This window comes from Acinetobacter calcoaceticus ANC 3811, from assembly GCF_000399665.1.
Lineage (GTDB): Bacteria > Pseudomonadota > Gammaproteobacteria > Pseudomonadales > Moraxellaceae > Acinetobacter > Acinetobacter calcoaceticus_B.
On sequence record NZ_KB976986.1, the window covers coordinates 2,015,260 to 2,029,053 of the forward strand.

Here is a 13,794-nt window from a genome sequence, read left to right on the forward strand (position 1 = left end):
CTCGAATTCAACAAGACATGAAAAAAATTCATGCCTATGCTATTTTTAAATAAGTTTTAGGGATAAAAACGGATCATTTCATGGATAGTAGTGAAAACAATTTCAACCAGATGCCCTCAATTAAAACATTACAGGCTTTTGAACAAACTGCTCGTTTTGGCAATGTTGCCAAGGCAGCAGAGCATTTGAATCTCACGCCTTCGGCAGTGAGTCATCAAATTGCCAAGCTTGAAGAAATGATTGGGCAGAGTTTATTTATTCGTGGTGCCCGTGGTGTGACACTTACCCCTTCTGGCGAACGCTATTTTCAAGACGTTACGACCATTTTGCATAACCTAATGTTAGCGACTGAAAAAGCTGCCGATAAAAGTCCTAAAGACAGTCTATATATTCATTCATCCCCAAGTTTTGGTTTGCTTTGGTTGCTCCCTCGCCTCGAGTCATTTAAAGAAAAGTTCCCAATGATTCAGGTCAATTTGTCCTGTTCGTATGAAAATTTGCACTTTACCCGCGACAAAATCGACATTGATATCCGACATGGTTTGCCCAACTGGACAGGGGTAGAAATCAGAACCATTCGTAATGAAAAGCTAGAAGTACTCGCGTCCCCTAAACTACTTGAACGCAGTCCGGTAAATAAACCTCAAGATTTATTAAAAAAAGAACTGATTTTATCGCGCTCGACCTTAGTTACTTGGCCACAATGGTTTGCCCATCAGGGTTTAAGCATTCCAGAGTTTCCCTACACTTTAAGTTTTGACCGCTCTTATATGTCACTTGAGGCAGCCACACACGGACTGGGATTTGTTTTGGAAAGTAATTTACTTACTCAAAATTATTTAGAATCTGGAAAGTTAGTAAGAGTTTTTGCAGATGAGCTATCGATTCCTATCTCTGCTCATCATTTGGTGTATCCAAGAACGCATCAATTTATTCCTAAAATTGAGCTATTTTTAAACTGGATTTATGATGAGTTAGCAGATTGAGAAAGTGATTTCTTAAATGATTTGTATTTGCTCAACTCTTAAGTGATGCATCATCTCTCGAACAAATACAAAGTAGGTAAAAACATAAAGCTGATCTGGAACTACTTGGCTTGTGTAGTAGCTCAAACGCTCAATAAAATCATTAAACCCATGCTCAAGCTCAATACGGCTGATTTGTTTTTTAGCACTAAAAAATAATTCACTGAGTTGTGTCATGGCTGCATCAGACGTAACAGCTACACCACTTATATTTAAATTTCTGAGTGGCTGAGACTCGATGATTTCTTCAATAAAATAAATCATCTTTTCGATAGCCAGCTCATCAATAACGCCATGACGAATACTGTTCGACTCAACAAAACTCAAGCCCTGCTCAATTTGAATGTGTTGGTTGCCTATTTCAAATGACAAGCCATTAAGACCAAGCGAAAACTTTAAAACCGAGTCGGGATGATTCATAAAATAGCTTACCGTTGAGCTTTATTAATAGGATTAGTGCCAGTTTGTTCAATACTTAGAGTTAACAGAGCTAATCATCATTAACACTATATATAATAAAAAACTCTTTAAAAAGACGAAAAATCAATCTTATATACATCTAATCCTAAGATTAAAAAATAGAGTATAAACATGAAAAAATTAGTAATTTTAGGTGTTGCGATTTATAGCTTTGCACAACTTGCAAATGCAGCAACATTAAATGTAAAGCCATATGGCACAACTCAAGATGGTCAAAAAGTTGATCTATACACCATGAGTAATAACAAAGGAGTCTCAGTTTCTTTTATTAGCTTTGGTGGGGTAATTACACAGATTTTGACTCCCGATGCACAAGGTAAACAAAATAATATTGTTTTAGGCTTCGATGATCTAAAGGGCTATGAAGTCACTGATACCAAAGAAGGCATTCATTTTGGTGGATTGATTGGTCGTTATGCGAACCGTATTGGCAATGCTAAATTTAGCTTAGATGGAAAAACATATAATCTTGAAAAAAATAATGGACCGAATTCATTACATAGCGGTAATCCCGGTTTTGATAAACGTGTTTGGCAAGTTAAGCCCCTCATTTCTAAAGGTGAAACCGTTAAAGCTTCTCTTAAGTTAACCAGTCCAAATGGTGATCAAGGTTTTCCCGGAAAGTTAGATGTGGAAGTAATCTACAGTCTTTCAGATCAAAATGAATTCAAGATTGAATATAAAGCCAAAACTGATCAACCTACAGTCGTTAATCTCACCAACCATAGTTATTTCAACTTATCAGGAGCTGGCAATAATCCTTATGGCGTACTGGATCATGTTGTACAACTTAATGCAGACCGTGTATTGGTAACCGATCAAAACTCTTTACCCACAGGTGAAATAGCTTCGGTTGCAGGTACACCTTTTGATTTTCGAATGCCTAAAGCAATTGTGAAAGATATTCGAGCGAATGATCAGCAATTGGCCTATGGATATGGCTATGACCAAACTTGGGTAATTAATCAAAAGTCTCAAGGAAAGTTAAATCTTGCTGCTCATGTTTTTGATCCAAAGTCTAAACGAACCATGCAGGTTTTAACCACTGAACCAAGCGTTCAAATGTATACAGCCAATCATTTATTAGGAAATGTTGCTGGGGCAAATGGCGTACTCTATCGACAAGCAGATGCGCTAGCACTAGAAACACAGCATTTTCCAGACAGCCCGAATCAACCATCTTTCCTTACTACACGTTTAAACCCAAATCAAACTTATAACAGTGTTACCGTATTTAAGTTTGGTATTCAAAAATAGTATTGTGAATTAACACTATATTTATCTAAAAAAAACTCTCAGCTGAATATGACTGAGAGTCTTTTCATTTATTTAACTTTTGTGTTTGGTAAAAATGCAGTTGCGAAACCAAGCAATGGTAAAAGTGAACATAATCCAAATACCCATTCAATGCCGTTAACATCAGCTAAATGCCCTAACCCTGCTGCGGCAATACCACTTACCCCGAACATAAGGCCAAACATTAAACCTGCAATCATGCCGACACGGCCCGGAACAGCTTCTTGTGCGTAAACCACCATGGCAGCAAAAGCAGATGACAGTACTAAACCCGTGATAATTGACAAGACCGTTGTCCAAAATAAGTTTGCATACGGCATCATTAATGCAAACGGCGCCATGCCTACAAATGAAACCCAAATAACAGCTTTACGACCAATTTTGTCACCAATTGGGCCACCCGCAAATGTTCCTAAAGCCACAGCAGCCAAGAAAGCAAACAAATGCAATTGAGCAGTCTGGATACTGATATGGAACTTTTGAATTAGGTAAAAAGTAAAGTAGTTACTAATGCTGGCAATGTAGGTAAATTTAGCGAACATCAACACACTAATCGTGCTCAAAGCAATAATGAGCTTACGGCCATGTAATTTACTCTGTGCTTGGTTTGCACGTGTAGCTACCTGATTTTTAGCATGACTCACCGTCCAGCGGCTTACGCCAAATAAAACCCAAATGGCTAAAAGTGCAAATATGACTAAGCCTGCAACTGCATGCTGCCCAAATGGAACAATCAACAACGCTGCTAATAATGGGCCAATGGCAGTACCTGTGTTTCCACCCACCTGAAAAGTTGACTGAGCAGTACCAAAGCGCCCACCCGATGCCATTCGCGCCACCCGCGAAGCTTCAGGGTGAAAAGTTGCTGAACCTACCCCAATAAGTGCAGATGCACATAACAACACTGTAAAGCTTGGTGAAAATGCTAACAAGATGATGCCGCAAAAAGTGACCATCATTCCAAGTGGCAGAAGATACGGTTTTGGATGTTTATCGGTATAAAGTCCAATCCAAGGCTGAAGCAGCGAACCTGTAATTTGATATACAAACGAAATCAGGCCAACTTGAGCAAAACTCAGCGAAAAGTTTGCTTTTAGCATTGGATAAATAGCGGGTAGCACGGCTTGAATCAAATCATTCAGTAAGTGTGCAACCGCCACGGCGCCTACAATTTTAATAATCATTCCTTGAGGCTGATCATTTGCAACGGTATTGGCAATACCATCTTTCAATTGTATTGAAGACGTCATACCTGAAAAACTCCAATATTCTAAGTAAGGTGCTTATTGTAAATTGTCGCTTATAAAGTTATCTTCCAATAATCATTGTATAAGTGACATTTTTTAGGATGGATTATGTCCGATTCTCTTATTCAGTCTGATTTGTCTGAACTTGTGATTGGGCTATCTTCTGAGCATGCTTACCGAGAAATCACGCCGACTCATACGCATACACGCGCTCAGTTTTTGTATGCATCCACAGGAAACATTCAGGTATTTACACCGAATAATGTCTGGATTGTGCCACCCATGTGTGCGTTATGGATTCCTGCGCATGTCGAGCATAGTGTGATTTCACTCAGTCACGTTAAATTGAATACCGCTTTGGTTGAAATAAATGCAGCCGCTTTAATGGGGCAACATTGCTTTATTATTCGAGTGAGCAATCTTTTGCATGAGCTTTTGATTCGTTTAAACGAAATTGAACGAGAGGAATCACCCAATATTACGACCTCTCAAGAGCTTTCGCGTTCTTTGCAAATTCTGATTTTTGAAGAAATTCATCGAGCCAATTTGCTGCCTATCCAGATTCCATGGCCAAAAGACAAACGACTATTAAAAATTTGCCAAGCGTTATTACACGCTCCAAATCAATCAAAAGATTTAACAGATTGGGCAGATGATATTGGTGCGAGTTCGAGAACTTTAATGCGCATGTTCCAAAAAGAAACTGGGCTGTCTTATCGGGCATGGGTCCAGCAAATGCATATTGCACTTGCCTTGAGTAAAATCGCGAATGGTGAATCTATTGCCCAAATTTCCGAGTCACTGGGGTATAACAACCCCAGCGCGTTCAGTGCAATGTTTAAACGACACCTAGGAAAAACACCTCAGCAGTTTAGAAGTGTTGCGATGTCGTTATAAGTCTTTTTTTTTGCAGGTAGGTCATGCTTTTCGAGCAAATCATCAAAATCATGGTAAACATGAAGCTCACGATCTTTACCTGTTCTCGCATGATCTAATCGCTGTTCAGGATCGACCAAAACAAGGGTATGACCATCATCAATCAAGCGATCTACCCCTTCTAAGAACATGCGCTTACCCACCTCATGGATAAGTGAAATCTGGGTTAAATCGATTACGATTGTACTTTGATCAGTTGTCTCGTCTTGTAAAATACGCAATAACATTTCAGCTTCGGTAAATTTCAATACGCCGCGAAGCACATATACGCTTAATGATGCATCTTTTCCTGTACGGTAATGGCTTTGCACAATGGTTTGTGCAGAAGGTGTACCTTCCATGAGATGTAATCCCATGTCACGAGATAAACGCTCTAAAATATCGATGCCTCGAATACTATGACCATGCTCATCTAGTCGAGGAGAGAAAGCAGCAATACTGACCTGACCTGGCAGCACACCTAAAATACCCCCTGCTACACCACTTTTAGCAGGAATACCTACAGTGGACAACCAGTCACCCGCGGCATCATACATACCACAGCTCATCATGACACTGAGCACTTGCCTAACCACAGAACGGTTCAATAGGCGTTTTCCGGTTTTAGGGTCGACCCCACCGTTGGCAAGCACACTACCCATGCGTACCAGATCTTTAACCGTAACCATGATCGCACATTGGCGAATGTAACCATTCACAATATCGACTGGATCGGTTTCTAAAATTCCTACTGTTCGCAACATATAGCCAATCGAAAGATTACGATAGGCTGTTTTCACTTCCGAATCATAAACAGACTCATCAAAACTTAATTCACGTCCTGCAAGTTCGCTCATAAAACGGCGTAAAATTTCTGCACTATGTAAACCATGTTTGACCTGAATCAAGGAATGTACAGTAATTGCGCCAGAGTTGATCATCGGGTTTTTAGGACGACCATCTTTCCCCAATGAAATTTCATTAAAAGCTTCCCCTGAAGGTTCCACTCCTACCTTATTGAGTACCGCATCAATGCCAAGCTGTTGTAAAACATAGGCATATACAAACGGTTTAGAAATCGACTGGATGGTGAATTCAGTATCATCATCTCCAATCGAATAAATTTCGCCATCTACCGTAGACATGGCCAAAGCTAATCGATCTGGATTTGCATTTGCTAACTCTGGAATATAGTCAGCTAGATGCCCGCTATTATCTACCTCACAGGCTTCTATCACATTTGCCAAATAATCTGGGAGAGGGGTTTTCATGGTGAGTAACCTTAAATGAGGAGATTTACACTTTCGAGCAATTTTTCAGCACAATCCGCTGATAATATTAAAATTATAATTTTTGAGTGAAATAAAAATCACGATATAAGTATTGTAATTCCGATGGCTTATTTATTTCAACCTCATTATACGTTTTTCAAAACTTTAAATAGAAGATTAGATTATTCTTTCTACAAATAGAACTCCATTTAAATGATCGACTTCATGTTGAACAATACGGGCAGGAAAACCGTGAAAAATCGTTTCAACGACTTCACCCTGAAGTGTTGAATATTTAACCTTTACCATTTCTGCACGTTCAACTTGTCCGCGTTCATCTGGCACGCTTAAGCAGCCTTCTTCGCCTAAGAGCGTTTCACTCGAAAACTCTAAAATTTCAGGATTCACCATCACCACAGCATCCATTTCAGGAGCATCCGGATAGCGTGGGTTCGGTCGAGATGCCACAATAATGACGCGTTTAGAGATATAAACTTGTGGTGCGGCAATCCCTACTCCATTACGCTCAAGCATTGTCGCATGCATAGCATCAGCAAGCTGATAAAGCCAATTACTGTTTAGCTCATCTGCCGAGACAGGAGCAGCAATTAACGTCAAAATATCTTCACCACGCTTAGCCACAGGTAAAACTACACTCATCCTTTGAATCTCTCATTTAACTGGCTATGACAAGTTTTATTGTGTCGCTGAACGGCTCAAAAGAAAAGTCATTCCTACATCTGTTTTTGTTTCATCTAATGCGTTTTTTGTTTTAAAGCATTTTGTCTTTTATTCGTTAGGCTTAATCAGGTCCCCATAGAACAAATTTCATCCATTTACTTTTACTTCACTTTTCCATTAATATCCAAACTTCAATTACAACAACTAAGTAAAAAAATGGATCAGGACTTAACTTTGCAGGATGCGAACTATCTTAATAAAGAAGATAAACGAACCATTGCCCTTTCTTCACTAGGCGGCGCTTTAGAATTTTACGATTTCGTGATTTATGTGTTTTACGCCAAAATCATTTCCGATCTTTTTTTCCCCAGCACGCTTAGCCCTTTTTGGGCCATGCTGAACACTTACGGTATTTTCGCAGCAGGTTACTTTTTTCGTCCTTTAGGCGGAGTTGTAATGGCCCATTTTGGTGATCTGGTCGGGCGAAAAAAATTATTCTCACTTTCTATTTTGCTGATGGCGCTGCCTACCCTGTTTATCGGGATTTTGCCCACCTTCGAAAATATTGGGTATTTGGCACCGCTACTTTTATTGCTCATGCGTGTGGTGCAAGGTATTGCGATTGGAGGTGAAATTCCAGCCGCGTGGACCTTTGTGTCTGAACATGTACCTGAAAGAAAAATTGGACTGGCAAATGGTTTACTCACTGCCGGACTATCTTTAGGAATTTTACTAGGCGCACTGATGTCTTTATGGATTTCACTGAATTTTAGTGAAGGGCAGATTCACGACTGGGCATGGCGTATTCCTTTCATTGCAGGTGGTATTTTTGGTCTGGTCGCACTTTATTTACGGACCTATTTAAAAGAAACCCCTGTGTTTAAAGCCATGCAGGCACGTAAAGAAATTTCAAAAGAAATGCCAGTGAAGCAAGTGTTAAAAACGCATAAAACAGCCGTAGCGATTGGCATGTTATTTACATGGTTTTTAACAGGCTGTGTGGTAGTGGTGATTTTAGCCATGCCAAATCTATTGATTGGTTCATTTGGTTTTGAGCGTGCACAGACTTTTGAAATGCAAAGCGCAGCCATTATTATGCAAATGGTCGGTTGTATTTTGGCAGGCTATTTTGCTGACCGTTTTGGTTGTGGCAGAGTGATGATGGTCGGTGCGCTTGCCGTTGCACTCACAGCAGCAGTTTTCTATAACAGTTTAGGTCACGCGGCACATTCAACTATTTTTGGTTTATATATGTTGTTGGGTCTATGCTCTGGTACTGTCGGCATGGTGTCGAGCAGTATGGTCAAAATGTTCCCCGCACCTGTTCGCTTCTCAGGCATTTCATTTTCTTATAATTTATCTTATGCAATTGTGGGTGGTTTGACATTGCCTTTAGTGCATTGGCTTAGTCAATATAGTGATATTGGTGCGATGTATTATATTTTCGCGCTGACTATTTTGGCCTTTGTGACTGCTTTTGTATTTTGGAATAAGTTTGAAAAAAACAGATATTAAAACTTTAAATTATTAAATAAAAAACCACGCCGATCGCGTGGTTTTTTATTGCTGTTCACTTTAGAAAGTAAACCCGATATTAAAGTTAATGCGGTATAGCCATTTATCACTGTTTGGCGAGGTTGCAGAGGTATAACCTGTTGAGTTGGTCGAGCCACCAATGATATTGGAGTTTTTACCCCACGTATAATCTGCCCAAACCATAAAGGGTGAAGCAATAAACATCATACCTGTGGTGTTCATTTGCGAGTCGGACCAATCATCACGTTTTTTATCAAGGTAACTATAGTCATTATAAAACTTAATGGCTTTTAGCTTGCCCATATTGGTCACAGGCAAAGTATAGGCAAGGTTTAAACTGGCAATCGTTCCTTCCGAAGCAATGAAATAGGCAGGTGTAAGGCCATTTGCACCCATCAAAGTCATATCACTATTTACACCATCTGGGTTTTTAGCATCGTATTGGTAATGAATGACCGAGCTTTGTAAATTAAAGCGTTTGTAGTTGTTTTCGGTATGCAAACCGACTGCATAATATTTGCCGTCTTTATCGGTAATATCATTATGTAGCTGGGCAATTGCACCCGATACACCGAACTCTTGCTTACCGAAATCAGTTTCTAACTTGCGAACAATGCGGGTATTCACCTGATTGCGCTTTTCATTTTGATAGACTTTTTGAGATGGAAACGCGTTTCCTGCCAAATCATCATAAGTTGCACTTTCAGGTGAATAACGCAAGTTCGTCTCTAACATTTGCGGGTAATAACCGAGTTTTAAATCCCAATCTTTGTCGTGATAATTCCAGTTAATCCCTGGTGCAATATTGTTGCCATAACCTAAAAAGAATGGAATGTGATAGGTCCAGCCATTTTGTGGATAAGGATAAATCGTGAAAGGCTTATAAACCAGACCCGCTTCAATACTGTTATTGGCATCTAAGTTATAGCCAACATATGCTTTTTCAATGGACGTTTTCTGTTGGTCTTGAAACATATAACTGGCATTGATGTAGGCATCATCAAATTTGCCTTTTAGGTCTACCCTGAAAATATCAAAATGGAGCTTACCAAAACCACTATTCGGTCCTTCCCAATCTTCATAGCGCTGATTTAACCGAACTACCCCACCTAACTTTAACGAGTCGGTGCCATCATCACTTTTCCATTCAAGTAATGAATCTTTTGCAAATGCATTGACGCTTACCCCCAGCGTAAGCGGTGCAATGAATGCCATGATCAATGAAGTCTTTTTCATCTCTACATCCTTGATTGAGTTCCAGCGTCCTGCTGGAACTTTATTTGTTTTACCTGTAAAACTTAGTTTTTATTGTTTTTTAGACAAAAAATTTTATCTAAAAAAAGGATGGCTTAGCAGCTCCCATCGCATATGTACTAAACCATCCAAACTGGTTAATACAGTTTCTTTTGCGGTGGACCCGCAAAGTTTAATGGTCCAATCGAGTTCATATCGAGCTCAATCACGGTGGGTCCTTCAAAAGCAACAGCCTCTTGAATAACCGTTTTAAACTCATCAGCACTACCAACTTTCCAGCTCTTCACACCCATTGATTCGCCAAGAAGTTTATAGTCCGGTGTATGCAATTCATTGAAATACTGACGACCACCAAAGTAGTTATTTTGAATGCCACGCATTACGCCATAACCACCGTCATTCATAATCATTAAGACCATGTTGGTGTTTTCTTGCACCATAGTTGCAATCTCACCAATACCCAGCATTAAACCGCCATCGCCGACTAAACCAATCACTTTTTTGTCAGGGTTAGCGACCGAAGCACCAATTGCTGTTGCAAGACCTAAACCAATTGCACCCGCAAGTGAGTGGATGTTTTGATTTGGTGCTTGTACAGGGAATAAACGGCTACCCCATGTACTACCCGACATCGTGATGTCACGTACAAAAATGCCATCTTGCGGTAAGGCTGCACGTAAGTGATCACAAATTAAAGCGTATTGGTCGATTTGCTTACGCAGTGCATCAATTGCAGCTTGTTTAGCAGCAACTACAGCGGCATCGTAATCGGCATTAACTTTTGAGGTTCCTTGAAGCTGTTCTAACACACGTGTTAAGACATCTTTGGCATCGCCACAAATGAAGTTACGGATTTTGTAATTACGTTGCTGAGCCATTGGGTTTGCATCTACCTGAATAATATTTTCAGGGAACTCAACCGAATAGGTTTTAGTTTCATTACTACGTAAACGTGAACCCATCACAACCATTAAGTCAGCATCTTTTAATAACTGCTCAACCGCCGCCGAGTTATGGAATGCACCTAAGCTACGCGGATGATCATCTGCCAACACTCCCCGAGCATGTGTAGACGACACAACTGGAATACCTAAATCTGCAATCGCTTTGACTTCGGCAACGCTATTTAAAGTTCCACCGCCAATCCAGAAAATCGGACGTTTTGCTTTTTTGATTTCACTGACAAGAAAATCAATTTCAGCTTGCTCTGCCTGTGGCAACTCAAGTGCTTTCACCGGTCCAAGGTTAAGTGGCAAATCAATTTCTGCGGCTTGCACATCAATTGGTAGTTCAACACTTACCGGTCCCATTGGAACTGTAGTTGCTACACGGATTGCTTCACGAATCACACCAACTGCATTGTCTGGACTGGTAATGCGAAATGCCGCTTTGCTTGATGCACGTAAGAATGTAAGTTGGTCTTTAGTTTCATGAATAAAACTTGCATCACGGTCGAGATATTCACGCTCAACTTGACCCGTTAAATGCAATACAGGACTACCCGCATTCATTGCTTCTATTAATGAACCTACGGCATTTCCTGCTCCAGCACCCGTACTGGTTAACGCTACACCTAGGCCTTTAAAGCGTGAGTGTGCATCTGCCATGGTGACCGCACCAGCTTCACCTCGAGCTGCAACAAAGCGCATTTTTTCACGGCGTCCTACTGCATCGGCAATAGGTAAATTGTGGATGGAAATAACACCATAAATACTATCAACTTGGTGCGCTTCTAAAACTCTTGCGATTGCTTCGCCTACATTTACACGTTCAGTCATGTCTGTTCCTCAAAATTTGTTTTCAGTCCTTGAATTTATTAATCGCACCAAGGGTTAGGCTGTTCATTCAGCCCCATATAAATACTCTTTTGTTGCATGTACGATAAAATGCCCAAACGGCCTTTTTCGCGCCCAATCCCACTGTCTTTAAAGCCACCAAACGGCGCACTAATCGAGAACTTTTTGTAGGTATTAATCCACACTGTTCCCACTTCCAAGGCACGTGCAATGCGCCAAGCTTTGCGATAGCTTTCAGTCCAGATGCCTGCGGCAAGGCCAAAACAGCTGTCATTGGCTTGGGCAATTAAATCTTGCTCGTTGTCATATTTCATAACGACTAAAACAGGGCCAAAAATTTCTTCCTGACAGGTTTGAGCATTGTTATTTAAACCCGTGATAATGGTGGGTAAGTAATAGCTTCCTTTGGCATAGTCACCAGTCGTAAGTGCTTCACCACCAATCAGAACCTGACCACCTTCGCTTTTGGCAAGCTGCACATAGTGGTCAACTGACTGCAAATGTTTGTCATTGACTAGTGGCCCTAAATGCACACCAGCCTGTTCCGGATGGCCGACACGTAAGCCTTTGGTAATTTCAACCAAACGCGTTAAAAACTGATCGTAAAGGCTGCTATGAATAAACAAGCGAGAACCTGCAATACACGCTTGGCCTGCCGAGCTAAAAATTCCGTACGCGACACCTTTAGCAGCCAGTTCGACATCTGCATCTGGCAAAACGATTGTTGGTGACTTACCACCTAACTCAAGCGAAGTGGTAATAAGTTTTTCAGCGGCAATATGTGCCAAATGACGACCCGTGGTTGTTCCACCTGTAAAAGAAATTTTACGAACCAATGGGTGCTGAGCAATGGCATCGCCAATCACAGAACCACGACCAACTAACACACTGAGTAAACCCTTGGGTAAGCCTGCTTCTTCAAAAATTTTGGCAAGCTCTAAAGCAATGAGGGAAGTCGCTTCTGCTGGTTTTAATACAACTGCATTTCCTGCTGCCAAAGCTGGAGCAAGCTTTTGAACTTCACTCGCAATTGGAGAGTTCCACGGGGTAATAGCTGCCACAACACCTACAGGTTCATGCACACTCATGGTCATAAAGTCTGGAGCACGTTGAGTGGTGAGCTCATCGTTCATCGTTTCACATGCTGCTGCAACATAACGTGCAGTCGCCGCAGCGCTCATCACCAAACCACGAGTTTCGGTTAAAGGCTTACCATTATCGCGGGTTTGTAATCTCGCTAACTCATCTACACGTGCTTCAATAATGTCTGCAACTTTATAGAGAATACGTGCGCGCTCATGTGGCAAGCTGTTTCTCCAGCTCGGTTGACGCCAAGCCTGATCTGCTTTTTCAATTGCTTCATTCACATCTTCAAGCGTTGCTGTTGAAAGCTCAGCGTTTACCGACTGATCTGCCGGAAACAAGCTTTGAATGACTGCACCTCGGCCTAATCGCCATTCACCTGCAATATAAATTTCCTTTGCCATGATCAAATCCTTCTTAAATCTGTATTGCTTCTACACTGTTGCGACAAGCACGAATCACGCTAAGCGCAGCCAAAGTTGATGTTTTCGGGTTACTTGGCAACGGCACGCCCACTAGTTCAATGGTCATTTGCCCAAAGCCACCTTCTGCCACAATGGTGTGTTTATTTTTGTTGATGGTTGGATCAACAGTTAACTCAACCATGGTTTCATCCATTCCAAGCCCTGCAAGTGCAATCGTTGCTGCAACATTGGCATTGGCTGGAAATTTGGTCGCAGCTTCGCGGGCAGTTCCTGTGAAAAAAACTGTAGCCTCAGCAACATGGTCTAGATCGACCAATTGCTCTGCATAACTGCCCTTCCAGCTTTTTGGACTTTTACAGCCCTTGTAAGTGACTTTTTGCAAACCACCTTCTTTAGCCGCGGAAATACCGTCAATGCCTGCGATAGCCCCTGCAAGTAAATGCAGATGTGCATCATTTTTTTCGGCAGTTTGCTTAAGCTGAATTAAAAACTCGTTATCAGCCAAAGTTCCAACCGAGATCAGACCAATGGTCCAACCTTTTGCTAAAACTTTTTGAGCATGCTCTTTCACTGCTGCTTGACCTGCCACCTCAATGACATAGTCTGGCGCACCATCACATTGCTCAATATCTGAAATCACCTGAATCTCTGAAGACACTTGTGACTGCACTTTTTCAATACTGCGAGATGGCACGACAATCCATTTGAGTTGCAGATCTTGAGGCAAATGGGCATACACTTCTGCTGCCATTGCGCCAAAACCAATCATCATCAACTTTTTCATG

At 41.1% G+C, this 13,794-nt stretch carries 12 protein-coding genes; 4 read left to right on the forward strand and 8 right to left on the reverse strand.

Annotated features, from left to right (window positions below):
* Positions 1-110: 110 nt before the first annotated feature.
* Positions 111-986: a LysR substrate-binding domain-containing protein gene (locus F935_RS10680; protein WP_080645744.1), complete on the forward strand. Its 876-nt coding sequence runs from the start codon at positions 111-113 to the stop codon at positions 984-986.
* A gap of 12 nt (positions 987-998) precedes the next feature.
* Here F935_RS10680 and F935_RS10685 read toward each other — a convergent pair whose 3' ends face one another.
* Positions 999-1,445 (reverse strand): hypothetical protein, encoded by a 447-nt coding sequence (locus tag F935_RS10685; RefSeq protein WP_016138946.1) that lies wholly within the window; start codon positions 1,443-1,445, stop codon positions 999-1,001.
* Positions 1,446-1,616: 171 nt separating this feature from the next.
* On the opposite strand from F935_RS10685, the gene F935_RS10690 reads away from it, so the two are divergent.
* Positions 1,617-2,762, forward strand: a complete 1,146-nt coding sequence (locus F935_RS10690) for an aldose epimerase family protein (protein ID WP_016138947.1) — start codon at positions 1,617-1,619, stop codon at positions 2,760-2,762.
* Positions 2,763-2,830: 68 nt separating this feature from the next.
* Here F935_RS10690 and F935_RS10695 read toward each other — a convergent pair whose 3' ends face one another.
* Positions 2,831-4,051 (reverse strand): MFS transporter, encoded by a 1,221-nt coding sequence (locus F935_RS10695; protein WP_016138948.1) that lies wholly within the window; start codon positions 4,049-4,051, stop codon positions 2,831-2,833.
* Positions 4,052-4,156: 105 nt separating this feature from the next.
* Between F935_RS10695 and F935_RS10700 the strand changes: the two genes are divergently transcribed.
* Positions 4,157-4,945, forward strand: coding sequence for an AraC family transcriptional regulator (locus F935_RS10700; RefSeq protein WP_016138949.1), 789 nt, complete (start codon positions 4,157-4,159; stop codon positions 4,943-4,945).
* Here F935_RS10700 and F935_RS10705 read toward each other — a convergent pair.
* Together F935_RS10705 and def are read right to left on the reverse strand one after the other, a co-directional pair.
* Positions 4,912-6,234: a glutaminase gene (locus F935_RS10705; RefSeq protein ID WP_016138950.1), complete on the reverse strand. Its 1,323-nt coding sequence runs from the start codon at positions 6,232-6,234 to the stop codon at positions 4,912-4,914. The genes F935_RS10700 and F935_RS10705 overlap by 34 nt on opposite strands.
* A gap of 177 nt (positions 6,235-6,411) precedes the next feature.
* Complete coding sequence (gene def, locus F935_RS10710; protein ID WP_016138951.1) at positions 6,412-6,894, reverse strand: peptide deformylase; 483 nt, start codon at positions 6,892-6,894, stop codon at positions 6,412-6,414.
* Between the two features lie 237 nt (positions 6,895-7,131).
* Here def and F935_RS10715 point away from each other — a divergent pair, with 237 nt between their 5' ends.
* Complete coding sequence (locus F935_RS10715) at positions 7,132-8,430, forward strand: MFS transporter (RefSeq protein WP_016138952.1); 1,299 nt, start codon at positions 7,132-7,134, stop codon at positions 8,428-8,430.
* A 60-nt stretch (positions 8,431-8,490) separates the two neighbouring features.
* Here the strand turns inward: F935_RS10715 and F935_RS10720 are convergent, their stop codons facing one another.
* From F935_RS10720 to F935_RS10735, 4 genes are all read right to left on the reverse strand, one after another.
* Positions 8,491-9,687: a hypothetical protein gene (locus F935_RS10720; RefSeq protein WP_016138953.1), complete on the reverse strand. Its 1,197-nt coding sequence runs from the start codon at positions 9,685-9,687 to the stop codon at positions 8,491-8,493.
* Positions 9,688-9,842: 155 nt separating this feature from the next.
* A complete protein-coding gene (locus F935_RS10725; protein WP_016138954.1) occupies positions 9,843-11,483 on the reverse strand; it encodes a thiamine pyrophosphate-binding protein in 1,641 nt (546 codons plus the stop codon).
* A 38-nt stretch (positions 11,484-11,521) separates the two neighbouring features.
* Positions 11,522-12,988 (reverse strand): aldehyde dehydrogenase, encoded by a 1,467-nt coding sequence (locus tag F935_RS10730; RefSeq protein WP_016138955.1) that lies wholly within the window; start codon positions 12,986-12,988, stop codon positions 11,522-11,524.
* A 13-nt stretch (positions 12,989-13,001) separates the two neighbouring features.
* Positions 13,002-13,793 (reverse strand): aspartate dehydrogenase, encoded by a 792-nt coding sequence (locus tag F935_RS10735; protein WP_016138956.1) that lies wholly within the window; start codon positions 13,791-13,793, stop codon positions 13,002-13,004.
* Position 13,794 lies beyond the last annotated feature (1 nt).

Coding starts and splice junctions, on each gene's coding strand:
- F935_RS10680 (WP_080645744.1), top strand. CDS start 111: ATGCCCTCAATTAAAACATTACAGGCTTTTGAACAAACTGCTCGTTTT.
- F935_RS10685 (WP_016138946.1), bottom strand. CDS start 1,445: ATGAATCATCCCGACTCGGTTTTAAAGTTTTCGCTTGGTCTTAATGGC.
- F935_RS10690 (WP_016138947.1), top strand. CDS start 1,617: ATGAAAAAATTAGTAATTTTAGGTGTTGCGATTTATAGCTTTGCACAA.
- F935_RS10695 (WP_016138948.1), bottom strand. CDS start 4,051: ATGACGTCTTCAATACAATTGAAAGATGGTATTGCCAATACCGTTGCA.
- F935_RS10700 (WP_016138949.1), top strand. CDS start 4,157: ATGTCCGATTCTCTTATTCAGTCTGATTTGTCTGAACTTGTGATTGGG.
- F935_RS10705 (WP_016138950.1), bottom strand. CDS start 6,234: ATGAAAACCCCTCTCCCAGATTATTTGGCAAATGTGATAGAAGCCTGT.
- def (WP_016138951.1), bottom strand. CDS start 6,894: ATGAGTGTAGTTTTACCTGTGGCTAAGCGTGGTGAAGATATTTTGACG.
- F935_RS10715 (WP_016138952.1), top strand. CDS start 7,132: ATGGATCAGGACTTAACTTTGCAGGATGCGAACTATCTTAATAAAGAA.
- F935_RS10720 (WP_016138953.1), bottom strand. CDS start 9,687: ATGAAAAAGACTTCATTGATCATGGCATTCATTGCACCGCTTACGCTG.
- F935_RS10725 (WP_016138954.1), bottom strand. CDS start 11,483: ATGACTGAACGTGTAAATGTAGGCGAAGCAATCGCAAGAGTTTTAGAA.
- F935_RS10730 (WP_016138955.1), bottom strand. CDS start 12,988: ATGGCAAAGGAAATTTATATTGCAGGTGAATGGCGATTAGGCCGAGGT.
- F935_RS10735 (WP_016138956.1), bottom strand. CDS start 13,793: ATGAAAAAGTTGATGATGATTGGTTTTGGCGCAATGGCAGCAGAAGTG.